This is a genomic window from Enterobacter sp. HG048 (assembly GCF_024702055.1).
Classification (GTDB): Bacteria; Pseudomonadota; Gammaproteobacteria; order Enterobacterales; family Enterobacteriaceae; genus Enterobacter; species Enterobacter dykesii.
In genome coordinates this window covers 157,555-182,114 of the sequence record NZ_JANLIZ010000002.1, presented here as the reverse complement: position 1 = coordinate 182,114, position 24,560 = coordinate 157,555, and the positions used below count along the sequence as shown (strand labels likewise).

The 24,560-nt window shown below is 54.3% G+C and carries 26 protein-coding genes, 1 pseudogene and 1 riboswitch; of the genes and pseudogenes, 12 read left to right on the top strand and 15 right to left on the bottom strand.

The annotated features are described in order from the left end of the window. The first annotated feature begins 15 nt into the window (after window positions 1-15). Window positions 16-360: a RidA family protein gene (locus tag NUX24_RS04205; RefSeq protein WP_257830074.1), complete on the top strand. Its 345-nt coding sequence runs from the start codon at window positions 16-18 to the stop codon at window positions 358-360. Between the two features lie 6 nt (window positions 361-366). On the opposite strand, the gene NUX24_RS04200 is transcribed toward NUX24_RS04205, so the two are convergent. Continuing rightward, window positions 367-558, bottom strand: coding sequence for a YoaH family protein (locus tag NUX24_RS04200; RefSeq protein WP_033145823.1), 192 nt, complete (start codon window positions 556-558; stop codon window positions 367-369). 61 nt (window positions 559-619) lie between these two features. Between NUX24_RS04200 and pabB the strand changes: the two genes are divergently transcribed. The 4 genes from pabB to NUX24_RS04180 all read left to right on the top strand — a co-directional run bounded on the left by pabB (window position 620) and on the right by NUX24_RS04180 (window position 5,808). Beyond that, a complete protein-coding gene (gene pabB / locus NUX24_RS04195; protein ID WP_257830175.1) occupies window positions 620-1,945 on the top strand; it encodes an aminodeoxychorismate synthase component 1 in 1,326 nt (441 codons plus the stop codon). A 6-nt stretch (window positions 1,946-1,951) separates the two neighbouring features. After that, window positions 1,952-2,530: a CoA pyrophosphatase gene (locus NUX24_RS04190; protein ID WP_047652298.1), complete on the top strand. Its 579-nt coding sequence runs from the start codon at window positions 1,952-1,954 to the stop codon at window positions 2,528-2,530. A 184-nt stretch (window positions 2,531-2,714) separates the two neighbouring features. Next, window positions 2,715-4,079 (top strand): L-serine ammonia-lyase, encoded by a 1,365-nt coding sequence (gene sdaA / locus NUX24_RS04185; RefSeq protein WP_257830073.1) that lies wholly within the window; start codon window positions 2,715-2,717, stop codon window positions 4,077-4,079. Window positions 4,080-4,209: 130 nt separating this feature from the next. Then, window positions 4,210-5,808 carry a cyclic diguanylate phosphodiesterase gene (locus NUX24_RS04180; protein WP_257830072.1) on the top strand — a complete coding sequence of 533 codons (1,599 nt, stop codon included), beginning with the start codon at window positions 4,210-4,212 and terminating at the stop codon, window positions 5,806-5,808. Between the two features lie 6 nt (window positions 5,809-5,814). Here NUX24_RS04180 and yoaE read toward each other — a convergent pair whose 3' ends face one another. Both yoaE and NUX24_RS21885 read right to left on the bottom strand, forming a co-directional pair. Next, complete coding sequence (gene yoaE, locus NUX24_RS04175) at window positions 5,815-7,374, bottom strand: CNNM family cation transport protein YoaE (RefSeq protein ID WP_033145827.1); 1,560 nt, start codon at window positions 7,372-7,374, stop codon at window positions 5,815-5,817. Then, window positions 7,362-7,520 carry a hypothetical protein gene (locus NUX24_RS21885; RefSeq protein WP_372587060.1) on the bottom strand — a complete coding sequence of 53 codons (159 nt, stop codon included), beginning with the start codon at window positions 7,518-7,520 and terminating at the stop codon, window positions 7,362-7,364. Before NUX24_RS21885 ends, yoaE begins: the two co-directional genes overlap by 13 nt. Before the next feature lie 317 nt (window positions 7,521-7,837). Here NUX24_RS21885 and manX point away from each other — a divergent pair, with 317 nt between their 5' ends. The 5 genes from manX (at window position 7,838) to mntP (ending at window position 11,992) form a co-directional block, all read left to right on the top strand. After that, window positions 7,838-8,803, top strand: a complete 966-nt coding sequence (gene manX, locus NUX24_RS04170; RefSeq protein ID WP_032658500.1) for a PTS mannose transporter subunit IIAB — start codon at window positions 7,838-7,840, stop codon at window positions 8,801-8,803. Window positions 8,804-8,849: 46 nt separating this feature from the next. Then, a complete protein-coding gene (gene manY / locus NUX24_RS04165; RefSeq protein WP_008500490.1) occupies window positions 8,850-9,650 on the top strand; it encodes a PTS mannose transporter subunit IIC in 801 nt (266 codons plus the stop codon). A 12-nt stretch (window positions 9,651-9,662) separates the two neighbouring features. Beyond that, window positions 9,663-10,514, top strand: a complete 852-nt coding sequence (locus NUX24_RS04160) for a PTS mannose transporter subunit IID (protein ID WP_006810994.1) — start codon at window positions 9,663-9,665, stop codon at window positions 10,512-10,514. Window positions 10,515-10,568: 54 nt separating this feature from the next. Further along, the gene (locus NUX24_RS04155) at window positions 10,569-11,027 is read left to right on the top strand and encodes a DUF986 family protein (protein WP_045404374.1); all 459 of its coding nucleotides are present in this window, start codon (window positions 10,569-10,571) and stop codon (window positions 11,025-11,027) included. Between the two features lie 198 nt (window positions 11,028-11,225). Beyond that, window positions 11,226-11,354, top strand: a riboswitch (yybP-ykoY riboswitch). A 71-nt stretch (window positions 11,355-11,425) separates the two neighbouring features. Beyond that, complete coding sequence (gene mntP / locus NUX24_RS04150; protein ID WP_047652722.1) at window positions 11,426-11,992, top strand: manganese efflux pump MntP; 567 nt, start codon at window positions 11,426-11,428, stop codon at window positions 11,990-11,992. On the opposite strand, the gene rlmA is transcribed toward mntP, so the two are convergent. The 7 genes and pseudogenes from rlmA to mgrB all read right to left on the bottom strand — a co-directional run bounded on the left by rlmA (window position 11,989) and on the right by mgrB (window position 17,221). Further along, on the bottom strand, window positions 11,989-12,804 hold the full coding sequence (gene rlmA, locus NUX24_RS04145; RefSeq protein ID WP_257830071.1) for a 23S rRNA (guanine(745)-N(1))-methyltransferase: 816 nt from the start codon (window positions 12,802-12,804) through the stop codon (window positions 11,989-11,991). The genes mntP and rlmA overlap by 4 nt on opposite strands. 65 nt (window positions 12,805-12,869) lie before the next feature. Beyond that, a complete protein-coding gene (gene ftsI, locus NUX24_RS04140) occupies window positions 12,870-14,588 on the bottom strand; it encodes a peptidoglycan glycosyltransferase FtsI (protein WP_214576443.1) in 1,719 nt (572 codons plus the stop codon). A gap of 219 nt (window positions 14,589-14,807) precedes the next feature. After that, on the bottom strand, window positions 14,808-15,017 hold the full coding sequence (gene cspE, locus NUX24_RS04135) for a transcription antiterminator/RNA stability regulator CspE (RefSeq protein WP_001062678.1): 210 nt from the start codon (window positions 15,015-15,017) through the stop codon (window positions 14,808-14,810). Between the two features lie 13 nt (window positions 15,018-15,030). Next, window positions 15,031-15,175 (bottom strand): annotated as a pseudogene (locus tag NUX24_RS04130) (DUF2627 domain-containing protein). A 525-nt stretch (window positions 15,176-15,700) separates the two neighbouring features. Beyond that, on the bottom strand, window positions 15,701-16,690 hold the full coding sequence (locus NUX24_RS04125) for an MBL fold metallo-hydrolase (protein WP_257830070.1): 990 nt from the start codon (window positions 16,688-16,690) through the stop codon (window positions 15,701-15,703). A 22-nt stretch (window positions 16,691-16,712) separates the two neighbouring features. Further along, entirely contained in the window at window positions 16,713-17,003 is a 291-nt protein-coding gene (locus tag NUX24_RS04120) for a YebO family protein (protein WP_008500484.1), read from the bottom strand. 74 nt (window positions 17,004-17,077) lie between these two features. Next, window positions 17,078-17,221 carry a PhoP/PhoQ regulator MgrB gene (gene mgrB / locus NUX24_RS04115; RefSeq protein ID WP_006175995.1) on the bottom strand — a complete coding sequence of 48 codons (144 nt, stop codon included), beginning with the start codon at window positions 17,219-17,221 and terminating at the stop codon, window positions 17,078-17,080. Window positions 17,222-17,382: 161 nt separating this feature from the next. Between mgrB and NUX24_RS04110 the strand changes: the two genes are divergently transcribed. Further along, window positions 17,383-17,622 carry a YobH family protein gene (locus tag NUX24_RS04110; protein WP_023312207.1) on the top strand — a complete coding sequence of 80 codons (240 nt, stop codon included), beginning with the start codon at window positions 17,383-17,385 and terminating at the stop codon, window positions 17,620-17,622. 68 nt (window positions 17,623-17,690) lie between these two features. Here NUX24_RS04110 and kdgR read toward each other — a convergent pair whose 3' ends face one another. Next, a complete protein-coding gene (kdgR, locus tag NUX24_RS04105) occupies window positions 17,691-18,482 on the bottom strand; it encodes a DNA-binding transcriptional regulator KdgR (protein ID WP_257830069.1) in 792 nt (263 codons plus the stop codon). A gap of 179 nt (window positions 18,483-18,661) precedes the next feature. Here kdgR and NUX24_RS04100 point away from each other — a divergent pair, with 179 nt between their 5' ends. Beyond that, window positions 18,662-20,035, top strand: a complete 1,374-nt coding sequence (locus tag NUX24_RS04100; RefSeq protein ID WP_257830068.1) for an MFS transporter — start codon at window positions 18,662-18,664, stop codon at window positions 20,033-20,035. A gap of 50 nt (window positions 20,036-20,085) precedes the next feature. On the opposite strand, the gene htpX is transcribed toward NUX24_RS04100, so the two are convergent. The 4 genes from htpX to NUX24_RS04080 form a co-directional block, all read right to left on the bottom strand. Then, the gene (gene htpX / locus NUX24_RS04095; RefSeq protein ID WP_014884290.1) at window positions 20,086-20,967 is read right to left on the bottom strand and encodes a protease HtpX; all 882 of its coding nucleotides are present in this window, start codon (window positions 20,965-20,967) and stop codon (window positions 20,086-20,088) included. A gap of 193 nt (window positions 20,968-21,160) precedes the next feature. Continuing rightward, a complete protein-coding gene (gene prc / locus NUX24_RS04090) occupies window positions 21,161-23,209 on the bottom strand; it encodes a carboxy terminal-processing peptidase (protein WP_029741991.1) in 2,049 nt (682 codons plus the stop codon). 19 nt (window positions 23,210-23,228) lie between these two features. After that, a complete protein-coding gene (proQ, locus tag NUX24_RS04085) occupies window positions 23,229-23,915 on the bottom strand; it encodes an RNA chaperone ProQ (protein WP_014884292.1) in 687 nt (228 codons plus the stop codon). Window positions 23,916-24,011: 96 nt separating this feature from the next. Beyond that, on the bottom strand, window positions 24,012-24,509 hold the full coding sequence (locus NUX24_RS04080) for a GAF domain-containing protein (protein ID WP_047652307.1): 498 nt from the start codon (window positions 24,507-24,509) through the stop codon (window positions 24,012-24,014). Between the last annotated feature and the right edge of the window lie 51 nt (window positions 24,510-24,560).

Genomic DNA, 24,560 nt, shown 5'->3' with positions numbered 1-24,560 from the left:
AACGAGGAAACGTTTATGACAATTGTGCGCATTGATGCCGAAGCCCGCTGGTCTGATGTAGTGATCCATAACCAGACGCTCTATTACACCGGCGTACCGGCTAACCTGGACGCGGATGCGTTCGAGCAGATGGCTAACACCCTGGCGCAGATTGATGCGGTGCTGGAAAAACAGGGCAGCGACAAATCCCGCATTCTGGATGCGACGATTTTCCTGGCAAACAAAGAGGATTTCGCGGCGATGAACAAAGCCTGGGATGCATGGGTAGTGGCGGGTCACGCGCCTGTACGCTGTACCGTACAGGCCACGCTGATGAAACCGGAATATAAGGTAGAGATTAAGATTATCGCGGCGGTGTAAGCCCGATTACTCTTCTGGATCTTCATCTTCATCTTCGAAACGCGCTACGATCCGCTCGCCGGAATGACTGGCGCGAATCTCCTCGGCGACAACGGTAATCGCCTGTCCGCTGCTCATCCCCTGGGACATCAGTTCCTGAATTCGCTCAACCGCTTTCTGCTGCTGTTCATGGCTCAGAGAAGGTAAACCTGCAAACATCGTCAACTCCTGCTAAATTATTCGCGCTAATTATTTCACGCTGCCCGGTAGTATGCCACACATGAACATGCGCTTCCCCACTGTTATGACCTTGCCCTGGCGTGCAGACGCCGCTGAATTCTGGTTTGCCCGCCTGAGCCATCTGCCGTTTGCGATGCTGCTGCATTCCGGCCATGCGGACCATCCCTACAGCCGCTTCGACATTCTGGTGGCCGATCCGCTGAAGACGCTGACAACCGATGATCTGTCACTGGCGGACGATCCGCTGCTGCAGCTGCAGCAGGCCATTAACGCGCTAGGCTTATCTGCCGCGCCGAATCCGGATCTCCCTTTTCAGGGGGGCGCGCTGGGCCTGTTTGGTTACGATTTGGGTCGCCGTTTCGAAACGCTGCCGGAGCATGCGCAGGCTGATATTTCCCTGCCAGACATGGCCGTGGGGCTGTATGACTGGGCGTTAATTGTCGATCACCTGAAAAAAACGGTTTCCCTGCTGAGCCATCATGACGTACAGGCGCGTCGGGCCTGGCTGGAGGCGCGACGGCCTGCACCGGCACAGACGGTTACGTTGACCTCTGGCTGGCGCTCAAATATGAGCGCAGCGGAGTATGCCGAAAAATTCGCCCGCGTTCAGGCGTATCTGCAAAGCGGTGATTGCTATCAGGTTAACCTCGCCCAGCGTTTCCAGGCAACGTATCAGGGAGACGAGTGGCAGGCATTTACCCGCCTTAACGCCAGCAATAAGGCACCGTTCAGCGCATTTGTCCGTCTGGAACAGGGGGCCATACTCAGCCTGTCACCCGAGCGCTTTATTCATCTGGCCGAGGGCACGATTCAAACCCGTCCGATTAAAGGCACGTTACCGCGTCTTGCGGATCCCGACGCCGATCGCAAGCAGGCAGAAAAGCTTGCCGCCTCGCCGAAAGACCGCGCCGAGAACCTGATGATTGTCGACCTGATGCGTAACGATATTGGCCGCGTCGCTGAACCGGGCAGCGTGCGCGTGCCAGAACTTTTTGTCGTCGAGCCTTTCCCGGCGGTGCATCATCTGGTCAGCACCATTACCGCGCGGCTGCCTGATTCGCGCACCGCCTGCGATCTGCTCCGCGCCGCGTTTCCGGGGGGCTCCATCACCGGCGCGCCGAAGGTACGAGCGATGGAGATCATTGATGAGCTGGAGCCGCACCGCCGCAACGCCTGGTGCGGCAGCATCGGCTATATCAGCCTGTGCGGCACCATGGATACCAGCATTACCATTCGCACGCTGACGGCCTGCGACGGAAACCTTTACTGTTCGGCCGGGGGCGGCATTGTTGCCGACAGCCGGGTCGAAGCGGAATATCAGGAAACCTTTGATAAAGTTAACCGTATCCTGAAACAACTGGAGTAATCACGGGTGGAAAAAGAGAACCTGACGCTGGACGACTTTTTATCTCGTTTTCAGCTATTACGACCGCAGGTTAACCGCGAGGCGCTCAATCAGAGACAGGCGGCCGTGCTGATCCCGGTAGTGCGTCGCGCGCAGCCGGGCCTGCTGCTCACCCAGCGTTCTCCCCATTTACGTAAGCACGCGGGTCAGGTCGCCTTTCCGGGTGGCGCGGTAGACAGCTCCGACGCCTCGCTGATTGCCGCCGCGCTGCGCGAAGCGCAGGAAGAGGTTGCCATTCCACCGGAAGCGGTTGAGGTCATCGGCGTGCTGCCGCCCGTCGACAGCGTTACCGGTTTTCAGGTCACGCCGGTGGTGGGCATTATCCCGCCGGGCCTGCAGTATCACGCCAGCGTCGATGAAGTCTCTGCGGTGTTTGAAATGCCGCTTGATGAAGCCCTTCGACTGAGTCGTTACCACCCGCTGGATATTCAGCGTCGTGGGCATGACCATCGGGTCTGGTTATCCTGGTATCAGCATTATTTTGTCTGGGGCATGACGGCGGGCATCATTCGTGAACTGGCGCTGCAAATCGGCCTGAAACCTTGACTATACTTTACATTCCATCCTTTTTCGCAGGTTTGCGATCCGCGTCGCGCTATTAGCAAAACCCATCGTTAACCATTAGTTTAATTCATGTGAATAGTTAAGCCGAGGTCGGTGTTCCCTCTTACACTATGCGCAGTTATAACATCGTTACTGGAACCCCGGTAACCCTGTCAGGAGTGTGAAAGTGATTAGTATATTCGACATGTTCAAAGTGGGAATTGGCCCTTCGTCTTCCCATACTGTTGGCCCGATGAAGGCCGGTAAACAGTTCGTCGATGATCTGGTCGAAAAAGGATTACTGGAAAGCGTTACCCGTGTCGCCGTGGATGTTTACGGCTCGCTGTCATTAACGGGTAAAGGCCACCACACCGATATCGCCATTATTATGGGTCTGGCAGGCAATATGCCGGATACCGTTGATATTGATGCCATCCCGGCATTCATCCGCGACGTGGAAGCACGTGGCCGCCTGCTGCTGGCAAACGGCCAGCAGGAAGTCGATTTCCCGCAGGATGACGGCATGCGTTTCCGTAGCGACAACCTGCCGCTGCATGAAAACGGCATGACCATTCACGCTTACAGCGGTGAAAAAGAGATTTACAGCAAAACGTACTACTCCATCGGCGGTGGCTTCATCGTGGATGAAGAGCATTTTGGCAAAGACAGCGTCGGCGACGTCAGCGTACCGTACCCGTTCAAATCGGCTACCGAAATGCTTGGCTACTGCAAAGAGACCGGTCTTTCACTGTCCGGCATGGTGATGCAGAACGAACTGGCCCTGCACAGCAAAAAGGAGATTGAAGACTATTTTGCGAACGTCTGGCAAACCATGCGCGCCTGTATCGACCGCGGGATGAACACCGAAGGCGTTCTGCCGGGCCCACTGCGCGTGCCGCGTCGTGCCTCTGCCCTGCGCCGTATGCTGGTGACCACGGACAAGTTCTCCAACGACCCGATGAACGTGGTTGACTGGGTAAACATGTTTGCCCTGGCGGTTAACGAAGAGAACGCCGCCGGAGGCCGCGTCGTGACGGCGCCAACCAACGGTGCGTGCGGTATCGTTCCGGCAGTGCTGGCCTACTACGATCACTTTATTGAGCCCGTGACGCCGGACATCTATATCCGCTATTTCCTGGCGGCAGGTGCCATTGGTGCGCTGTACAAAATGAACGCCTCCATCTCCGGTGCGGAAGTGGGCTGTCAGGGTGAAGTGGGCGTTGCCTGCTCCATGGCGGCAGCGGGTCTGGCAGAGCTGCTGGGCGCAAGCCCTGAGCAGGTCTGCGTGGCGGCGGAAATCGGTATGGAACATAACCTCGGTCTGACCTGTGACCCGGTCGCGGGCCAGGTTCAGGTGCCGTGCATCGAGCGTAACGCGATTGCCTCCGTGAAAGCGATCAACGCCTCACGTATGGCGATGCGCCGCACCAGCGAACCTCGCGTATCGCTGGATAAGGTGATTGAAACCATGTACGAAACCGGCAAGGACATGAACGCGAAATACCGCGAGACGTCCCGCGGTGGCCTGGCCATTAAGGTGCAGTGCGACTAATACTGCCTTTCGCCCATCTGCAACGGATGGGCGAATTTCCCTTTTCTTTCTCGTCTCCTTCAGCTTTCCCCACTACACTTTTACTGTTGCGTCCGGCTTTTGTGGCTGGTGGCTTATCAGGCGACCGTTCATGCAAACTGCACAAACGATCATTAAAAACTATCGCCGAAAACGCGTTATCGTCTGTGTCACGGTTGCGTTCCTCACGCTCATCCTGACGTTAGGCATTCGCTTTATTTCACAGCGCAATGTTAACCAACAGCGGATCCTCGATTTTACCAGCCACACCGTCCGCGCCCTTGATAACATACTGCTTTCTCTGGAGAACCGCCGCAGCGTGCTGCAGCCTCTGGTGGGGCAGCCCTGCCTGCAGGCGCACCTGGCGCTGCGAAAGCAGGCCGCCATTTTGCAGACGGTACGCTCCATCGCCCTGATTAACGAGGGTATCCTGTATTGCTCAAGTATTTTCGGGAGCCGCAACGTGCCCGTTCGCGACTTCCTGAAGGAATTACCCGCCAGCACGGCAAAGCTGATTTTATCGAGCGATCAGTGGCTGCTTAAGGGTAGCCCGATATTGATCCAGTGGTATCCCGTCTCTCAGGACGGTGAAGCAGGCATTATCGAGATCATCAATATCGACCTGATCGCAAAAATGATCCTGGAGCCCCAGCGCCCGCTCATCAATGACGTGGCGCTGACCGTAGGCGATCGCTTTCTGCGCTATGGACAACGCGTCAGCGACAGCCTGACGTTTGATGAGGAGGGCTCTCTTTTCCAGCAATCGTCAACCCGAAATCCTTTTACCATTACGGTCAGCGGACCAGGCCCTGGAGAATTAGCCTTAAAAAGCCTGCCAGCCCAGCTGCCTCTCGGGCTGATGCTCAGCCTGCTGCTTGGCTATCTCGCCTGGCTGGCAACGGCAAACCGGATGAGCTTTACGCGGGAGATCGATATGGGCATTGCGGCGCGGGAATTCGAGCTTTTCTGCCAGCCGCTGGTGAATGCCCGTACCCAGGCGTGCACCGGCGTAGAGATCCTGCTGCGCTGGAATAACCCCCGTCAGGGTTGGATCACCCCGGAGGTGTTTATCCCTCTGGCAGAAGAACATAACCAGATTGTCCCCCTGACCCGCTATGTCATCGCCGAAACGGTGCGCCAGATAGGCTACTTCCCCGCCAGCGCTAGTTTTCACATCGGTATTAACGTCGCCGCCAGCCATTTCCGTCGCGCGGCGTTGATACAGGACCTGAACCGCCTCTGGTTCAGCGCTAGTCCGCGCCAGCAGCTGGTGATTGAACTCACGGAACGAGATGCGCTGCTGGATGCGGATTATCGCATCGTGCGCGAACTGCATCGCAAAGGGGTGAAGCTCGCCATCGACGATTTTGGTACCGGGAACAGCTCCCTCTCCTGGCTTGAAAAGCTGCACCCGGACGTGCTGAAAATCGACCAGTCGTTTACCACCGCCATCGGTACCGACGCCGTGAACTCGACGGTGACGGATATGATTATTGCGCTGGGACAGCGGCTGAATATTGAACTGGTGGCTGAAGGGGTCGAGACGGAGGAGCAGGCGCGCTATTTGCGCCGCCATGGCGTACCTGTTCTGCAGGGGTTTTTCTATGCGCGGCCCATGCCGCTACGGGATTTTCCGAAGTGGCTGGCGGGAAGCGCGTCCCCGCCAGCGCATCATAACGGGCACATCGTGCCCTTAATGCCGCTGCGCTAAGCCGGCTTACTCATCTTCGTCGTGGGCTGATTGTTCTTTAACAATGCGAACCATATCAACGCGATAGTCGTTGGCTTCAACGATCGTAATGTGCAGCGGCGCCAGCTCGATCACATCGCCGACGCGCGGGATCTGGCCGTTAACGGCGATAACCAGACCGGCAACGGTCGCGATGTCTTCTTCATCGTTAATCACGTTTTCCAGCCCCAGCGTGTGCGAGAGCGCGTGCAGGTCGGTGGTACCTTTAACCAGCCAGCCTTCACCGTCTGCAACGATCTCTGGCGTTTCGTCGGCATCCGGGAATTCACCGGCAATCGCTTCAAGCACGTCCAGCGGCGTCACCAGCCCCTGCACCACGCCAAACTCGTTGGTGACGATAACAAAGCTACCGCGCGCGCGGCGCAGCACCCCGAGCAGGTTGATCGGATCCAGCGTTTCCGGCACGACAATCGCAGGCGACGCCGCAGCAACGGCTTCCACGTTGACGCCCTCTTCCAGGGCCACCAGCATCTCTTTCGCCCGCACGACGCCTATGATCTCATCCAGCTCTCCGCGACACACCGGGAACAGGCTGTGCGGAGAAGAGAGCAGCTGCTGGCGAATTTCATCGACGCTCAGGTTTGCATCGACCCAGCTGATTTCCCCGCGCGGCGTCATGATGCCGCGCAGCGAACGGGAGGCCAGGGAGAGCACGCCGTTGATCATGTAGCGCTCTTGTTCCACAAACGCCCCTTCCGGGACCGGAACCGGGTTATGGTTTTCGGAATCAGACTGAACGTTCACCTGACGACGACCGCCCATCAGGCGCAGAATCGCGTCTGCAGTACGGGCACGCAGCGGCTGATTCGACTGCTGCTTAATAAAGTTACGGCGCGCAATCTGGTTGAACAGCTCGATCAGAATCGAGAAGCCAATCGCGGCGTACAGGTAGCCTTTCGGAATATGGAAGCCAAAACCTTCCGCCACCAGGCTCAGACCAATCATCAGCAGGAAGCTCAGACACAGCACGACCACCGTTGGATGCTGGTTGACGAAGCGCGTCAGCGGCTTCGAGGCCAGCAGCATGACCGCCATCGCAATGACGACAGCCGCCATCATTACCGGCAGATGATTCACCATGCCGACCGCCGTGATCACCGCATCCAGCGAAAAGACCGCATCAAGCACCACAATCTGCAGCACCACCACCCAGAAGCTGGCATAGCCTTTACCGTGCCCATCATCGTGCTGACGGTTTTCCAGCCGCTCGTGTAGCTCTGTCGTCGCTTTGAAAAGCAGGAATATCCCCCCGATCAGCATGATTAAATCACGCCCGGAGAAGGTGTAATCCATGACGGAGAACAGCGGTTTGGTCAGCGTGACCATCCAGGAGATGACGGAGAGCAGCCCCAGTCGCATAACCAGCGCCAGCGAGAGACCAATCAGACGCGCTTTATCACGCTGTTTTGGCGGCAGTTTGTCCGCAAGAATGGCGATAAACACCAGGTTATCAATGCCGAGAACAATCTCCAGCACCACCAGCGTGAGCAATCCCACCCAGATTGACGGGTCCATTAAGAATTCCATGACAAGCTCCTGCTAAAGGAATGACGAAACGGTGCCCCACTCAACGTGGGCAAAACAGAGGTAGATAAAGTCGATACGTGGCGAGGATCGCCGGTGAATAAGGCGCGAAATGGCCTGGCAGATGACTGACGTCGGTGACGGTCCATATAGTGGGCTGTAGCCCTATACTCCTGAACAATTAAACGGAGGCTAAACATATCAGAGACAATGTGTTTTTAGCAAAGATTTACGTTCCTTTGCAAAGTTCTGTAACACAGCGGCTTTACGCTACGGATAAATCTGTAACGCGTGGCTAAATTACGGATCTTCATCACATAAATTATTTTTTCACTATCTAAAATAATTCGCGGAAGTCTTAGTTTTTTTGAACTCTAACCCTTAACTGAATCGATTCGGTTCGCCAATACGATTCTCAGTACGACTGCCTGGCAGACGTATTAATGATAATAAAAGGAGGTAGCAAGTGACCATTGCTATTGTCATAGGCACACATGGTTGGGCTGCTGAGCAGCTACTCAAAACGGCAGAGATGCTGTTGGGCGAGCAGGAAAACGTCGGCTGGATCGATTTCGTTCCCGGTGAAAACGCCGAGACGCTGATAGAGAAGTACAACGCTCAACTCGCGAAGCTGGATACCAGCAAAGGCGTGCTGTTTCTCGTTGATACATGGGGCGGCAGCCCGTTCAATGCCGCCAGCCGCATTGTCGTCGATAAAGAGCATTATGAAGTTGTCGCCGGGGTTAATATTCCCATGCTGGTGGAAACCTTCATGGCGCGCGACGACAATCCGGCGTTCGATGAGCTGGTGGCGCTGGCCGTTGAAACCGGTCGCGAAGGGGTAAAAGCCCTGAAGGCGCAGCCGGTTGAAAAACCTGCCCCTGCGCCTGCAGCGGCACCAAAAGCGGCAGCACCGGCAAAACCGATGGGTCCGAACGATTACATGGTCATCGGCCTGGCGCGTATTGATGACCGCTTAATTCACGGCCAGGTCGCCACGCGCTGGACCAAAGAGACCAACGTTCGACGCATTATCGTGGTCAGCGACGAAGTTGCCGCCGATACCGTTCGTAAAACCCTTCTGACTCAGGTTGCTCCTCCTGGCGTTACCGCGCACGTGGTGGACGTCGCCAAGATGATCCGCGTTTACAACAACCCGAAATACGCGGGTGAACGCGTGATGCTCCTGTTCACTAACCCGACAGACGTTGAGCGCATTGTTGAAGGCGGCGTGAAAATCACCTCCGTGAACATTGGTGGTATGGCCTTCCGTCAGGGCAAAACGCAGGTCAACAACGCCATTTCAGTCGATGCGAAAGATATCGAAGCATTCAACAAGCTGAATGCACGCGGTATTGAGCTGGAAGCCCGTAAGGTTTCCACGGACCAGAAACTGAAAATGATGGATTTGATCGGCAAAGTTGGGAAATAAGCCCGCGCCGGTTCTCATATAAAGTTTATGTAATAGGAGAAGTGCAATGGAGATTACCACTCTTCAGATTGTGCTGGTGTTCGTCGTCGCATGTATTGCGGGTATGGAATCCGTACTTGATGAATTTCAGTTCCACCGCCCTCTGGTGGCCTGTACGCTGATTGGGGCCGTTCTGGGTGACATGAAAACCGGTATCATCATCGGTGGTACCCTGGAAATGATCGCCCTGGGCTGGATGAACATCGGCGCGGCGGTTGCGCCCGATGCCGCTCTGGCCTCTATCATTTCGACCGTTCTGGTTATTGCCGGCCACCAGAGTATTGGTGCCGGTATCGCCCTGGCGATCCCGCTGGCTGCAGCAGGCCAGGTTCTGACCATCATCGTTCGTACTATCACCGTTGCCTTCCAGCACGCGGCGGATAAGGCGGCCGAAAACGGCAACCTCACGGCACTGTCGTGGATCCACGTTTCATCCCTGTTCCTGCAGGCGATGCGTATCGCAATCCCGGCTGTTATCGTGGCGATCTCTGTTGGTACCAGTGAAGTGCAGAGCATGCTGAACGCCATTCCAGAAGTGGTCACCGGCGGTCTGAACATCGCGGGCGGTATGATCGTGGTCGTCGGTTATGCGATGGTCATCAACATGATGCGCGCAGGCTACCTGATGCCGTTCTTCTACCTCGGCTTCGTGACCGCTGCCTTCACTAACTTCAACCTGGTAGCACTGGGCGTGATTGGTGCGGTGATGGCGATTCTCTACATCCAGCTCAGCCCGAAATATAACCGCGTCGCGGGTGCCCCAGCGCAGGCTGCTGGTAACAACGATCTCGATAACGAACTGGACTAACAGGTGAGCGAAATGGTTGATATGACAAAAACTACCACCGAGAAAAAACTCACTCCGGGTGATATTCGTGGCGTGTTCATCCGTTCTAACCTGTTTCAGGGTTCATGGAACTTCGAACGTATGCAGGCGCTGGGCTTCTGCTTCTCCATGGTACCGGCAATCAAACGCCTGTACCCGGAAAACAATGAAGCGCGCCGTCAGGCGATCAAGCGTCACCTGGAATTCTTTAACACCCATCCTTACGTAGCGGCTCCGGTTCTGGGCGTAACGCTGGCGATGGAAGAACAGCGTGCGAACGGCGCAGAGATTGACGATGGTGCCATCAACGGTATCAAAGTCGGCCTGATGGGTCCGCTGGCCGGTGTCGGTGACCCTATCTTCTGGGGTACCGTGCGTCCGGTCTTCGCGGCGCTGGGTGCCGGTATCGCGATGAGCGGCAGCCTGCTTGGCCCGCTGCTGTTCTTCATCCTGTTCAACGCCGTGCGCCTGCTGACCCGTTACTACGGTGTGGCCTACGGTTACCGTAAAGGGGTGGACATCGTTAAGGACATGGGCGGCGGCTTCCTGCAGAAACTGACTGAGGGGGCGTCAATCCTCGGCCTGTTTGTCATGGGGGCGCTGGTTAACAAGTGGACGCACGTGAACATCCCGCTGGTGGTATCGACCATCACCGGTCAGGATGGCCAGACGCGCGTCACCACCGTGCAGACGATTCTGGACCAGCTGATGCCTGGCCTGGTACCGCTGCTGTTGACCTTTGCCTGCATGTGGCTGCTGCGTAAGAAAGTCAACCCGCTGTGGATTATCGTTGGCTTCTTCGTCATCGGTATCGCGGGCTACGCTGTCGGCCTGCTGGGTCTGTAAGTTTCAATGCTATAGACCGGGGGCTTGCCCCCGGTTTTTTTATCTGGAGGATGAATGACTGTCACGGACATCGTACTGGTTTTATTTATTGCTGCCCTTCTGGCTTACGCGATCTATGACGAATTCATCATGCCCCGCCGTCACGGCGAGACGCTGCTCTCCCTTCCCCTTCTGCGACGCGGGCGCGTGGATGCGTTTATCTTCGCGGGTCTCATCGTTATTCTTATTTACAATAACGTCACCAGTCATGGTGCAATATTAACCACATGGTTATTATGTGCGCTGGCATTAATGGCGGTTTATCTGTTCTGGATCCGCACGCCGAAAATCATTTTTAAATCCCGCGGATTTTTCTTCGCCAATGTGTGGATAGAATATAACCGTATTAAAGAGATGAATTTATCCGAAGACGGTGTGCTGGTGATGCAATTAGAACAACGCCGCTTGCTTATTCGGGTGAAGAATATCGACGACCTGGAAAAGATCTACAAGTTACTCGTTAAAACTCAATGAGTTAAATATATAGCAATGGCTATATTCTGTGTTTATCTTGCGCAAGAAATATAGCCAAAGCTATATCCCTTTCGTTAATTTATTCTCTATTTGTTAACGATACTCTCACGCTTAAAGACAAATGAAAATCGTTATCACCAAGCATTTTAAATAATGCCTCTTCGTTGTTGTTTTATATTCTCAAAATATGTTAAGGTTGCGCCCGTCGTTGGGGAGTAGCCGATTTCCTGTTCTCAGGAAATGTACGTGTCAACATACTCGTTGAAAAACGTGGCGCGTACGGTTCGCTGACAGCACATCTTGTGTGCGGCGCGATCAGGCGAGACCATAGATACATCAACTGCTGTTTACTGGGGGCAGTGATGTGTCATATGGATATCCCCGGTCTGGACGCTGTTATGAATATCTCCGCTACGATCCTCCTCGCTTTTGGCATGTCCATGGACGCATTTGCTGCTTCCATCGGAAAAGGCGCCACGCTCCACAAACCTAAGTTCTCAGAAGCCCTGCGTACCGGCCTCATTTTTGGTGCTATCGAAACGCTTACGCCGCTTATCGGCTGGGGATTTGGCATGCTCGCCAGCCAGTTCGTACTGGAGTGGAACCACTGGATTGCCTTCGTACTGCTGGTGTTTCTCGGTAGCCGAATGGTGATTGAAGGTTTCCGCGGCGGTGATGATGAAGACGAGGAGCCGCAGCACCGCCACGGATTCTGGCTGCTGGTCACCACGGCGATTGCCACCAGCCTTGATGCGATGGCCGTCGGTGTCGGTCTGGCATTCCTGCAGGTCAATATTATCGCCACCGCGCTGGCCATCGGCTGCGCAACGCTGATTATGTCCACGCTGGGCATGATGGTCGGACGGTTTATCGGCCCGCTGCTGGGTAAACGCGCCGAGATCCTGGGGGGAATTGTGCTGATTGGCATTGGCGCCCAGATCCTCTGGGCACATTTCGCCGGTTAATCTTCGCGCTGCCAGACGTGGATACTGAAATCCGTCTGGCAGTTAAATGTAGAGTGTGTAGCTAGCGCTTCCCATACTTCTGGTTTCGCCCGCCATGCGAACGGCGTCATCTGCAGCAGCGCGGTGGCCTCTTCGCCTTTCAGCGTCATTTCATACGCCACGGTTTGCTCCTGCTTAAGGGTAAAACCGGACAGCTGTTCAGAGTGAGGGGCATGCAGTCGCACTTCGTCGTAGATCAGCCCTTTCAGCTCCATCAGATGACGCGGACCCGGCGTTACGGTGACTACCCATCCGCCCGGTTTCACCACGCGAGCCAGCTCTTCCGCCTTGCAGGGTGCGTAAATGCGGATAACCGCATCCATGCTGGCATCGTCAAACGGCAGCCGGTGGCTGGATGCCACGCAGAACGTCACGTCAGCGTAACGCTTTGCCGCCGCGCGAATGGCCACTTTCGACACGTCCAGACCGAATGTCAACGCGCCCTTCTCACGGGCGATCCCGGCAAACCGTGCTGTGTAGTACCCTTCCCCGCAGCCGATATCGAGCATGGCGGTGGCTGAACCCGGCAGAATGTCATTCAGCAACTGCGCGACGGTCTCCCGCAGCGGAAAATAGTGCCCGGCATCCAGAAACGCGCGACGCGCCTGCATCATCTCTGCACTGTCGCCTGGATCGCGGGAGCGCTTATGCTGCACGGGCAGAAGATTCACGTAGCCTTCTTTTGCCACATCAAACTGATGCCCCTGCGGACAGGTATAGCTTTTATCTGAGTGCGTCAGGGGGGCGTGGCAAAGAGGACAGCTGAAGGACATGGTGACTCCGGAGCATAATCAAAGGGCGAAGTGTACCGCTATTCGCCCTGGTTATAAACGCCCGGTTAACGCATAACGATAAGGTGATCGGAGCCCGCCGGTAACCCGTCAGGTTTCACATTCTCCAGACGCAGCACGTTTCCCATAATCTCGCTGAAGACAGGCGCGGAGACGGCCCCGCCGTAGTAGGCCCCATTTTGCGGATCGTTAATCACCACCACCAGAGCGAAGCGTGGATCGCTGGCGGGCGCAACGCCGGCCGTATAGGCGACGTATTTATCGACGTACTTCCCGCTGTCGTCAATTTTCTTCGCCGTACCGGTTTTCACCGCCACCCGGTAATCACGAACGGCGGCCTTAACGCCCCCGCCGCCGGGCAGCGCAACGCTCTCCATCATGTGCTCCACCTCGTGCGCAATCTCTTCCGGCATGACGCGGCGCCCGATAACGGGTGGATCGATACGCGTAATCGAGAGAGGTCGCTCAAGCCCGAAGCCGCCAATCGTGGCGTAGACGTGCGCCAGCTGGAGCGGCGTCACCATCAGCCCGTAGCCGAAGGCAAAGGTCGCACGATCGAGCTGGCTCCAGTATTTACGATTTGGCAACAGCCCCGCGCTCTCGCCCGTTAAGCCAAGCCCCGTATTCGTGCCAAACCCAAAGTTTCGATAGGTATCAATAAGATGCTGGACAGGCATTGCCAGGGACAGGCGGGACACGCCGGTGTCGCTCGATTTTTGCAGGATCCCGGTCATCGTCAGTTCAGGATAATAGCCCACGTCGCGGATACGATGCCCGTCAAGGGTATACGGGTGAGTGTCAATCACGCTGTCCGGCTGGACCAGCCCCTGCTGCAGGGCCGTCATCAGCACCAGCGGCTTGACCGTCGAACCGGGTTCGAACGTATCGCTGATGGCGCGATTACGAAAATCGTTTATCGTCGCGCCTTCCCGATTATTGGGGTTGAAATCCGGATAGCTCGCCATGGCGAGTATTTCCCCGGTTGGGATATTAATTAATACCGATGCCCCAGACTCGGCCTTGTTCCAGACCACGGCGTTATCGAGCGCATCTTCGGTGATGGTTTGCAGCCGCTCGTCAATACTTAAGTGGATGTTATGCGCCGGTGCAGGCGCCACTTCCGTCAGGTTTTCAACCACGCGACCGTAGCGGTCTTCCCTTACCTGCCGCACGCCCGGCTTACCGGTCAGCTGAGCGTTAAAGCTTTTTTCCACGCCTTCAATGCCCTGCCCGTCAATATTGGTGAAGCCAATCAGGTTCGCTGCCACATGGCCAGCAGGATAAAAACGGCGGGATTCATCGCGTAAATTAATGCCGGGCAGATTCAGCTTATCGATCCACTTCGCCTGTGCGGGATCGACCTGACGGGCAAGATAAATAAAACGCCCCTGCGGGTTGGCGTTGATTCGTGCCGAGAGTGTGCCCAGGGAGAGATGCAGCGCGTTTGCCAGCGCCTGCCAGCGTTCGTCAATGCCAACGCCCCCTTTTGCCAGCACCGTTTTAGGATCGGCCCAGACGGCCCGGACGGGCACACTCACCGCCAGGGGGCGACCTTCGCGATCCATTATCATGCCGCGCGGCGCATCAATCGCCAACTGGCGGAGGGAGCGCATATCTTCCTGCTTCACCAGATTGTCAGGCTTGATGATTTGCAGCCAGGCAACGCGGCCCAGCAAAAAAGCCAGACTACAAAAAATAGCTAAACAGAGCAGCACAAAACGCGCCGGCGTGAAATTTCCAGCGGTCGTTATCAATTTCTTCTTCACCTGAACCCCAGGACTGTTAAACAACGCCCTGATTTAACGGGAAAATATGGGTTTAAGGTGGCAAAACAGTGCTACTAACCTCGCAGCTTTGCAACAAGTTACTAACAAGACCGCGAATGGTAATATTTTGAAAGATAAAGGACATAAAAAAGCCCCGCGTTATGCGAGGCTTTATGTCTGAGATTGAAGTGCCAGGCGCTTCAGTCAGCAGCGGTTCGATCAGATAGCAGTTACGTTAACTGCAGCTGGGCCTTTCTGGCCGTCCTGAATTTCGAACTCAACGTTCTGGCCTTCAGCCAGAGTTTTGAAGCCGTTACCCTGGATTGCAGAGAAGTGTACGAACACGTCTTTGCTGCCGTCAGCAGGAGTAATGAAACCAAAACCTTTAGACTCGTTGAACCACTTAACTTGACCTTTAATCTTTGCCATTTTGCAAAATTCCTTAGAGTGTTTTCTTAGCCCGCAGGCATTAACTGAGATAAAACTGAGACATTACTGCATGAGGCACTAATATAAGGTTCGGCAGAGAAGCGGTATTCAACGACAACGTGTTTACTCAGGACTTCTTTACTGAAAATGCCACACATAAACAGAACTGTACCTCGTTTGACCCAAAACGTGTTATCACACACTATGTTTAATATGGCAAGCCATTTTTAAACATGTCTCGATCCGCCGCACAAATTCGAACAGTGCCTGTCAGGTTTTGCACAATTATGCGCATCACTTACAGACAGCTCTGCTGCGTAACAAAGACCCAGCGTTGCTTTCACAAGCGCTGTAATCTAAGACTTTTTTAACATAGCTCAATCATTACGAAGCGTCCAGCAACCGGGAAAAGAAATCTTACGTCCTGATTGGGTTAGAACAATTTGTGAAAACTTATGCTTAAATCATTGTAACGCGACCAAATTGTTTCAGAGAAAAAACACTGTTAATAACCCGCCGCGAACTGTATTAAAATGCACCAACTAATAAACAGTGTTATGCACCAAAATAATGAAATTTTTATGACTCTGCATCAAAAGAAGGCAAGCAAAACGTTTCGATAAAAATAAAACATTCCTTCACGGGTTTACAAACAGAATATATGCACTACTTTATCGCTTCGTTTATAAGGATAAATATTCACCAACTTTCAGTATCCTGAAAGAATGATTAACTGGTGCTAAATTATCTAGCGCTTCAGTTAACTCTCGCACAGGTTCATCGAGGGCTTCATCTGCCAGTTCAAACACGCCCCAGTGAATGGGAAACGCCAGAGGACAGCCCAGCTGCTGCCACAATGCCACCGCAGATTGCGGATCCATATGATGGACAGCCATGAACCATCGAGGGGCATAGGCACCAATCGGTAACGCGGCAGCATCGATATGGCCCAGGCGTTCTGGTATCAACAGCAGTTCAGGCGAATACCCCGTATCTCCGCTGAACCAGAAACGATGATGTCGACCTTCCATAACCCAGCCACACCATAATGAGCGATTGCGGTTCCATGGCGTGCGCATACTCCAGTGCTGTGCCGGTACGGCAGTCAGCGTCATCCCCTGCCAGGTGAAGCTCTGCCACCAGTCGAGCTCAACCACGCGTTTAGCCCCCCGGCGGCGAAACCAGTCGGCCAGGCCCAGCGGAACAAAAACACTGACGTCGGGAAAGCGTTTGAGAATACGGCGAATGGTCGCATCATCAAGATGATCGTAATGATTATGGGAGATGACGACCGCATCAAGCTGATTGAGTTGATCGACTGACAGCGCGGGAGGCGTTTTGCGCTGGGGTCCCAGGAAAGGCAGCGGAGAAGCGCGCCGTGAAAACACCGGATCGGTAAGGATGATATTGCCGTCCAGCTGCATCATCACGCTCGCGTGTCCCAGCCACCACACCCCATCTTCATGAGGTTGTGTAAGCTCAACCGGTTGCCACCACTGTTGGATAAAGTCTTCATAACCCAGCGCGGGTGGCTTCGGTAAACCGGCTTCTTTACGCGCTTTACGCCAACGGTCAAGGTCGCCGGGTTGATGTCCGACAGGATCGGTATTACGAAAACCGTTCGGGGTGTGATGTTTCAGGGAGGGGTCATACCAGGGATTTTTCCAGACCACAGCCACCTCCCGGACAAAAAGATTAACGCTCAGCCACCAGGCGGATAAAGTCGTCTTCGTCTTTGTTATCTTCAGCGACCGCGTCTTTCGGCGCGTCTTTCTCTTCCGGTTCGTTAGCCTCACACAGACGGCGCAGCAGCGCATTCTGACGTTTTTGCTGATCGAGCAGCGCTTCCAGTAGTTCAATCTGCTCGTTAGTACGGGAGCTGGCGCGGTTCACAAAAAACCAAATGACCAGGCCCACAAGCAGAACAACCAAAGAAATCATCAGGGATGCCATATTCAGCAGCCCTGAATTCAGTAACTCACCCATTTCACCACCTCAATAAAAACGTCTATTTTACCACTGGCGCGAAGGAAGGAAATCACCTTGAGAAAAAATGCGTATTACCACGGAATAAACTTATTAATTGCGCAAACGCCGCTAAAAAACTGTACATCCTGATCGCACATCACATTGATCGTCTGCGTCCATAACACCACGCATGCTATCAGCACGATAATCAGAATTACCCAGCGTATTTTTTTCACTCCAGACTCCGTCTAAAAACCTGATGTAACAAGGTTATCATGCTTATCTTAAACAGGGACTAACTGTACCGCCATCGCGCTTTTTTCAGAATCCTGCACTTGTTTCATGGTGTAAACCGTTTACGCTAGCATTATGATAACAACGACAAAAGAGGTTAATGATGCGCTTCATCATTCGAACAATTATTGCTCTGGCCATCGTCTGGATTGGCCTTCTGCTCACGGGTTACGGTGTGCTAGTGGGAAGCACCGAAAACGCAGCCGGGTTAGGGATTCAGTGTAAATATTTAACGGCACAGGGCGTCAGCACTGCGCAATATCTGCATACTGACAGCGGGATCGTTGGCTTGACCAACTGTCCGGTCCTGCGTAAGACATCCGTCGTGATTGATAATGGCTAATCGGCCGGTGATATGGCTGATATAAAAAACGCCGCAAGAGATGCGGCGTTTTTTTATGCGAGCAGAGATTAAAACGGGTAGTCGTGATAGCCCATTTGTTCAGAAATCTTTCGTGCGGCAGTGTGCAGAATAGCCACATATTCATGCAGGCGCTCTTCGGAGAAGCGTAAGGTTGGGAAGGAGATACTCAAGCCTGCGATCACCACCCCAAAGCGGTCAAACACCGGAACGCCGATGCAGCGCAGCCCCTCTTCCTGCTCTTCGTTATCTTCGCCATACCCCTGCTCGCGTACGCGATCGAGCACCGTTAACAGCGTGTCCGTGCTGGTAATGGTTCGTGAAGTACTTTGCTTGTATTCCACGCCTTCGAGGATCTGCTTCACTTCCTCACGATCGCGCCACGCCAGCAGAACCTTACCAATCGCGGTGCTGTACAGCGGGTTGCGACGACCAATGCGCGAGTACATGCGCAGATTGTACATGGAGTCGATTTTATGGATGTACACAATGCTGTCTTCATCCAGCGCACCGAGATGGATTGTCTCTTTGGTCAAGCGAGAGATTTCACGCATCTGAATATCAGCGCTGCGGATCAGGTCAACATTTTGTAGCGCACGGGCACCCAGCTCAAACAGCTTCAGCGTCAGAGAGTATTTTTCAGATTCGCCTTCCTGGGCTACGTAGCCCAGCGACTTCATGGTTTGCAAAAAGCGATATACGGTGCTTTTAGACATCATGACGCGCTGCGACAACTCTGTAATACCTATTTCACGCTCTTCCCCCAGCGCCTGTAAGATGCCAAACACCTTCAGCACGGAAGAAACAGAATCTGGCTGTTTATCCAAATCCGCAATAGCCATTTACCACCTCATAGAGAGTGTTTTATAAAAATCAGAACCGGTTTTTATTATAAGTTCCCGTCATGTCACCTGCAATCAATCCGCGTTTACTTCGTTACAAATCTGCGACATATCGCGGCTGTAACAATGCTAAAATAGTTATCCTGAGAATAATTTCACACTGAGCTTTTTTAATCCTAATGGAAAAAACCCTTTCCGATGGCCTGCCATTACCCCAGCGGTACGGCGCTATAGCGACCATCATTATCGGTATCTCAATGGCCGTCCTTGACGGCGCAATCGCGAACGTTGCCCTGCCAACCATCGCCAGCGACCTGCACGCCTCTCCCGCCAGTTCGATATGGATCGTCAACGCCTATCAGATTGCGATTGTGGTTTCCCTGCTCTCGTTCTCTTTCCTGGGCGATATGTTCGGTTACCGTCGGGTGTATCAGTGCGGTCTGGTGGTTTTCACCTTCACGTCGTTGTTATGCGCCCTTTCAGATTCACTGCATACCCTGACGCTTGCCCGCATTGCGCAGGGGTTTGGCGGCGCGGCGCTCATGAGCGTAAACACGGCGTTGATCCGCTTAATTTATCCGCAGCGTCATCTGGGGCGCGGCATGGGAATAAACTCGTTTATTGTCGCCGTCTCTTCCGCCGCCGGGCCAACCATTGCGGCGGCGATCCTTTCCGTTGCGTCATGGCAATGGCTGTTCGCCATTAACGTGCCTCTTGGTATCGTCGCTATATTCTTTGCCCTGCGCTTTCTACCCGCTAACGGCCCTAAAAGCACCATGCCGCGCTTCGATGTGGCGAGTGCGGTGATGAATGCCCTGACCTTTGGCCTGCTGATTACGGCGCTGAGCGGCTTTGCGCAGGGACAGTCTCCGATGCTTACCGGCGCGGAGCTCATCGCCCTGCTGGCGATCGGCTTCTTCTTTGTTCGCCGTCAACTCACTCTCCCCGTGCCTTTACTGCCAGTCGATCTGCTGCGTATTCCCCTCTTTTCCCTCTCCATTTGCACGTCCGTCTGCTCGTTTTGCGCCCAGATGCTGGCCCTGGTTTCTCTGCCCTTCTTTCTGCAGAGCGTGGTCGGCCGTTCAGAAGTGGAAACCGGCCTGCTGTTAACCCCCTGGCCGCTGGCGACAATGGTGATGGCGCCGCTGGCAGGTTACTTAATTGAACGCGTCCATGCCGGTTTATTGGGAGCGTTGGGGCTGGCGGTGATGGCGACAGGCCTTTTCGCGCTTGCTCTGCTACCGTCATCGCCAACGGATCTGGACATCATCTGGCGCATGATCCTGTGCGGCGCGGGGTTTGGCCTGTTCCAGTCCCCTAACAACCACACCATTATCACCTCCGCCCCGCGCCATCGCAGCGGAGGTGCCAGCGGCATGCTGGGGACCGCACGCCTTCTGGGACAAAGCAGCGGCGCAGCGCTGGTCGCCCTGATGTTTAACCTTGCCGGGCAAAACGGCAACCATGTTGCGCTTCTCACCGCAGGTGCCCTTGCTTCCCTCGCGGCGGTCATCAGCGGCCTGCGGGTGACCCAGCCCAGGGTTCAGGCATAAAAAAAGCCGGGCGGAGTATTCTCCTGCCCGGCTTATTAGGGTTCTTAGCGTTACTTCAGGTATTCCCCACTGCGCAGCGCTTCGATACGTTTATCCAGCGGTGGGTGAGACATAAACAGCTCGCTCAGCGATTTGGATTTACCGTTAATGCAGAAGGCCATCATGCTGTTCGCTTCCTGCGGCTCGTAGCTGGTTTTCAGACGCTGCAGGGCGGCAATCATCTTCTCACGACCAACCAGCTTCGCCGAGCCGGCATCCGCGTGGAATTCACGGTGGCGGGAGAACCACATGGTGATGATGCTGGCCAGAATACCGAATACCAGCTCCAGAACCATCGACACGGCAAAGTAAATCAGCGGGTTGCCGTTGCTCTCTTCGCCTTCGTCACGGTTGCCACCCATAAAACCTGCCGCGATCTGCGCCAGAATACGGGAGATGAAGATCACGAAGGTGTTCACCACGCCCTGAATCAGGGTCATGGTCACCATGTCACCGTTTGCGATATGGCTGATTTCGTGGGCAATAACCGCTTCGGCCTCGTCACGGCTCATGTTTTGCAGCAAACCTGTGCTGACGGCAACCAGTGACGCATCGCGACGGGCGCCCGTGGCGAAAGCGTTGATGTCCGGTGCATGATAAATCGCTACCTGCGGCATGGCGATCCCGGCCTGGCGGGATTGCTGAGCCACCGTATTCATCAGCCACTGTTCCATGTCGTTACGCGGTTGTTCAATAACCTCACCACCCACCGATTTCAGTGCCATCCACTTCGACATCAGCAGGGAGATGAACGAGCCACCAAAACCAAACAGCAGCGCCATAATCAACAGACCCTGAACGCTGCTCGACTGAATTCCTGTCAGGCTTAGCACGAGCCCGAAAACCACCATAACCGCCAGGTTGGTGAGCAGGAAGAGCGCGATTCGCATCATAATTTTCTTTTTACCTCAGTTTAACAAAACGCACTATGCGATTACCCACATCGTATGGGTATTGCGGCTATTTTCAAGCATCCGGCGGGCGTAAGTCACCAGAAAGACACAACTTTACACAATTGGAAATCTGGCTGACGGAAGGATGCAGAACAAAAAGAAACAGGCACAATTTCTTGTGCCTGTTGGGAGGTTATTTTGCCGGAGCGGGCTGTACGGCAGGTTTCTCTTTTTCCTGATTCGCCAGGTCGAGAGCGATATGCACCGTCTCGTCCAGATACGGATCCGGCTCCTGGTAATCTTTTGGCAGATCGTCCAGTTTCTTAAGCAGAGGCTTACCTTCGCGCTTGAAGCGATCGTTGATACGCGCCAGGCGGGTTGCATCGTCTTCGTTGTTCTCTTTCTCACGCTGAGCGTAGTTAAGAGAAACGATATTCCGCTTATCTTTCAGGGCATTGAATCGTGCAATGTCCTTCATGATGTACTGGAACTCCGGATCTTTCGCGATACGGTCGTTATGCGCTTTCAGCAGTTCAGGGCCAAATTGCGTCATATCACCCGCTTTCACGTAGGTCGCGGCATTGATGCTGTCCCACGGCAAGGCGTTATCTTCAAACTTCTCGCCGGTTTCGGTCTCTTCCGTGCCTGTCGGCATCATGATGTCCGGCGTTACACCCTTACGCTGCGTACTCCCGCCGTTCACGCGGTAGAATTTCTGAATGGTGTACTGAACCGAGCCCAGCGCAGGCCATTCCGGACGCAGCATCTGATCGTAAATACGATTCAGAGAGCGATACTGCTGAACGGTACCTTTCCCGAAGGTTGGCTCACCGACGATCAGCGCGCGACCATAGTCCTGCATTGCAGCGGCAAAGATTTCAGACGCGGAAGCACTGAAGCGGTCAACCAGGACCACCAGCGGGCCTTTGTAGTAGACCACACCGTCGTTGTCGGCATCTTCACGCACTTTACCGTTGTTATCGCGCACCTGAACCACAGGACCAGATGGAATGAACAGACCGGAGAGTGAAACCGCTTCCGTCAGCGCCCCGCCGCCGTTACTGCGCAGGTCGATGATAATGCTGCTGACGTTCTGCTTTTCAAGCTTCTGCAGCTGAACCTTCACATCGTCAGTCAGCCCCACGTAGAAGCCAGGAATATCCAGAACACCCACCTTCTCTTTACCCACGGTTTTCACCGACATTTTCACCGCGCGGTCTTCCAGACGGATACGCTCGCGGGTCAGGGTAACGATACGGGTTTTGGTGCCTTTACCGGCAGGCAGAATTTCCAGACGAACCTTGCTGCCTTTCGGACCTTTGATCAGCGCAACCACGTCATCGAGACGCCAGCCGATCACGTCGACCATGTTCTGGCCTGTTTGTCCTACACCCACAATTCGATCGCCTACGCTAATCGCTTTGCTTTTGGATGCCGGGCCACCCGCGACCATGGAATTGATCACCGTATAATCATCGTCCATCTGCAGCACCGCGCCGATACCTTCCAGAGACAGGCTCATCTCGGTATTGAACTGTTCGGTGTTGCGTGGAGAGAGATAGTTGGTGTGCGGATCGATTTCGTGCGCAAAGGCGGTCATCGCGAGTGAGAAAACATCCTCACTGTTGGTCTGCGCCAGACGACGAATGGCAAATTTGTAACGACGCGTCAGCGTGTCACGGATCTCTTTTTCGTCTTTGCCGGTCAGCTTAAGACTCAGTTCGTCGTATTTAACTTTACCGTCCCACAGCGCGTTCAACTCGGCTTCATCTTTCGGCCAGGGTGCTTTACTGCGATCCAGATTAAAGGTGTCAGTACCGGTGAAGTCCATCGGACGTTCCAGCACTTTCAGCGCGTACTGATAGCGTTCAAAGCGGCGCTTTTGCGACAGGTTGTAGAGATCGTAGAACAGATCCAGCTTGCCTGAACGCAACTCGTCACCCACCTCGGATTTGCGCTTAGCGAACTGCTCGACATCGCTGGCGAGCAAAACGTTATGGCTGTAATCCAGCAAGTTCAGATAGCGGTCAAAGATTTTGGCCGAAAAGGCCTGATCGAGATCGAACTGACGATAGTGCGAGCGGGTAAAACGTGAGGTCACGCGCTCGCTCACCGTCGCGTGCTGCGTCTCTTCCTTGAGCACCGGAATTTGATCAACACGCGTGATATCGTCCACTGCAAAAGCGTGACCTGTTATAGCAAACAGGCCCGCCAGCGCGGTGAGCTTAAAAAAAGTGTTCATGCCAGGCTTGGCCTCCGTTTCAGAACAACAAGTGTTCTGCGCGTACAATCATTGACATACCAGAAGTCAGCTGTACACGAACGCCATCTTTGGTGATTTCCAGTACGGTGGCGTCCATAGCATTGTTACCCGCTTTAACCTTCAGTGCCTGACCTACGCTCAGGGCGTTAATGTCAGAAACCGGCGTATGGCGCGGCTCTTCACGAGGGGCACGCGGGGCTTTTGCTGCTGGTTTGTCTGCACGCGGTTTGCGATCGTTATTATCGTGACGACGCGGCGCAGGGCGTGGTTTACGCTCACGACGAGGCGCTTCTTCCTGGCCGTTTGCCGCTGCGGCTTCGCGTTTTTTCGCCTGCTGTTCTGCACGTTGTGCCTGAACGCGTGCTTTGGCTTCTTCAAGCTGCTTACGCGCGTGCTCAACGTGCTGCTCGTCCAGCTCACCACACGGGTTGCCGTCGAGATCCACGCGGGTCGCGCCAGGTTTGATACCGTACAGGTAACGCCAGCTCGAAGTATAAAGACGTAAGGCGGAACGCAGCTGAGTTTTGCTGAGGTTCATTTCCCCTTCAACACGCGCCACCAGATCCTGAAAAATACCGACTTTCAGGGGACGAGCTTCACCTTCCGCGCTGAAGCACTGCGGGAAACGCTCGGCCAGAAATGCGATAACTTCTTTACTGCTATTCAACTTAGGTTGATTTTCCATGAAATTTCCTGATTACAACGGACGTTGCCAACAAGCGCAGGCATGAACAGGCGTCATTATAATGACGCTATCAGTAAATGCTACGTTATCCGTTGATTATCCTGCGACGCTCGCAAAGAATTTTTGATAATCGGTTGCAGCGAGTACGTTTTCCAGATTCGCCACCAGCTCGCGCAGCCCCTGTTCGTCCTCGGTTGTAAAGCGACTGAAGACCGTGCTGTCGATATCCAGAACGCCAATAATCTGATTTTTGACCACCAGCGGCAGAACGATTTCAGAATTACTGGCGGCATCACAGGCAATGTGTCCGTCAAACGCATGAACGTCTTCCACACGCTGTACCTGATTCTCGGCCACCGCCGTGCCGCATACGCCACGCCCTACCGGAATACGCACGCAGGCCAGTTTGCCCTGGAACGGGCCGAGCACCAGCGTGTCACCTTCAAGGAGGTAAAAGCCTGCCCAGTTCACGTCAGAGAGACGTTCAAACAGCAATGCGCTAGTATTTGCCAGAGTGGCTAAGAAGCTGGTCTCACCCGCCATCAATGCCTTAAAATCGCGGTTAAGATCCGCGTAGAATTCTGTTTTGTTCATTATTCAATCACTTAGTTGTCTTACAAATTTACCGCATAGCCTATTAAAATA

Excerpts from the sequence above, each read along its gene's own strand:
- NUX24_RS04120 (WP_008500484.1), bottom strand. The coding sequence starts at position 17,003 with ATGGGTGAGTTACTGAATTCAGGGCTGCTGAATATGGCATCCCTGATG.
- NUX24_RS04200 (WP_033145823.1), bottom strand. The coding sequence starts at position 558 with ATGTTTGCAGGTTTACCTTCTCTGAGCCATGAACAGCAGCAGAAAGCG.
- NUX24_RS04160 (WP_006810994.1), top strand. The coding sequence starts at position 9,663 with ATGGTTGATATGACAAAAACTACCACCGAGAAAAAACTCACTCCGGGT.
- kdgR (WP_257830069.1), bottom strand. The coding sequence starts at position 18,482 with ATGGCTATTGCGGATTTGGATAAACAGCCAGATTCTGTTTCTTCCGTG.
- htpX (WP_014884290.1), bottom strand. The coding sequence starts at position 20,967 with ATGATGCGAATCGCGCTCTTCCTGCTCACCAACCTGGCGGTTATGGTG.
- mntP (WP_047652722.1), top strand. The coding sequence starts at position 11,426 with ATGAATATCTCCGCTACGATCCTCCTCGCTTTTGGCATGTCCATGGAC.
- NUX24_RS04080 (WP_047652307.1), bottom strand. The coding sequence starts at position 24,509 with ATGAACAAAACAGAATTCTACGCGGATCTTAACCGCGATTTTAAGGCA.
- NUX24_RS21885 (WP_372587060.1), bottom strand. The coding sequence starts at position 7,520 with ATGGACCGTCACCGACGTCAGTCATCTGCCAGGCCATTTCGCGCCTTA.
- prc (WP_029741991.1), bottom strand. The coding sequence starts at position 23,209 with ATGAACACTTTTTTTAAGCTCACCGCGCTGGCGGGCCTGTTTGCTATA.
- pabB (WP_257830175.1), top strand. The coding sequence starts at position 620 with ATGAACATGCGCTTCCCCACTGTTATGACCTTGCCCTGGCGTGCAGAC.
- cspE (WP_001062678.1), bottom strand. The coding sequence starts at position 15,017 with ATGGCAAAGATTAAAGGTCAAGTTAAGTGGTTCAACGAGTCTAAAGGT.
- NUX24_RS04100 (WP_257830068.1), top strand. The coding sequence starts at position 18,662 with ATGGAAAAAACCCTTTCCGATGGCCTGCCATTACCCCAGCGGTACGGC.
- NUX24_RS04110 (WP_023312207.1), top strand. The coding sequence starts at position 17,383 with ATGCGCTTCATCATTCGAACAATTATTGCTCTGGCCATCGTCTGGATT.
- NUX24_RS04155 (WP_045404374.1), top strand. The coding sequence starts at position 10,569 with ATGACTGTCACGGACATCGTACTGGTTTTATTTATTGCTGCCCTTCTG.
- rlmA (WP_257830071.1), bottom strand. The coding sequence starts at position 12,804 with ATGTCCTTCAGCTGTCCTCTTTGCCACGCCCCCCTGACGCACTCAGAT.
- NUX24_RS04205 (WP_257830074.1), top strand. The coding sequence starts at position 16 with ATGACAATTGTGCGCATTGATGCCGAAGCCCGCTGGTCTGATGTAGTG.
- manY (WP_008500490.1), top strand. The coding sequence starts at position 8,850 with ATGGAGATTACCACTCTTCAGATTGTGCTGGTGTTCGTCGTCGCATGT.
- proQ (WP_014884292.1), bottom strand. The coding sequence starts at position 23,915 with ATGGAAAATCAACCTAAGTTGAATAGCAGTAAAGAAGTTATCGCATTT.
- yoaE (WP_033145827.1), bottom strand. The coding sequence starts at position 7,374 with ATGGAATTCTTAATGGACCCGTCAATCTGGGTGGGATTGCTCACGCTG.
- NUX24_RS04180 (WP_257830072.1), top strand. The coding sequence starts at position 4,210 with ATGCAAACTGCACAAACGATCATTAAAAACTATCGCCGAAAACGCGTT.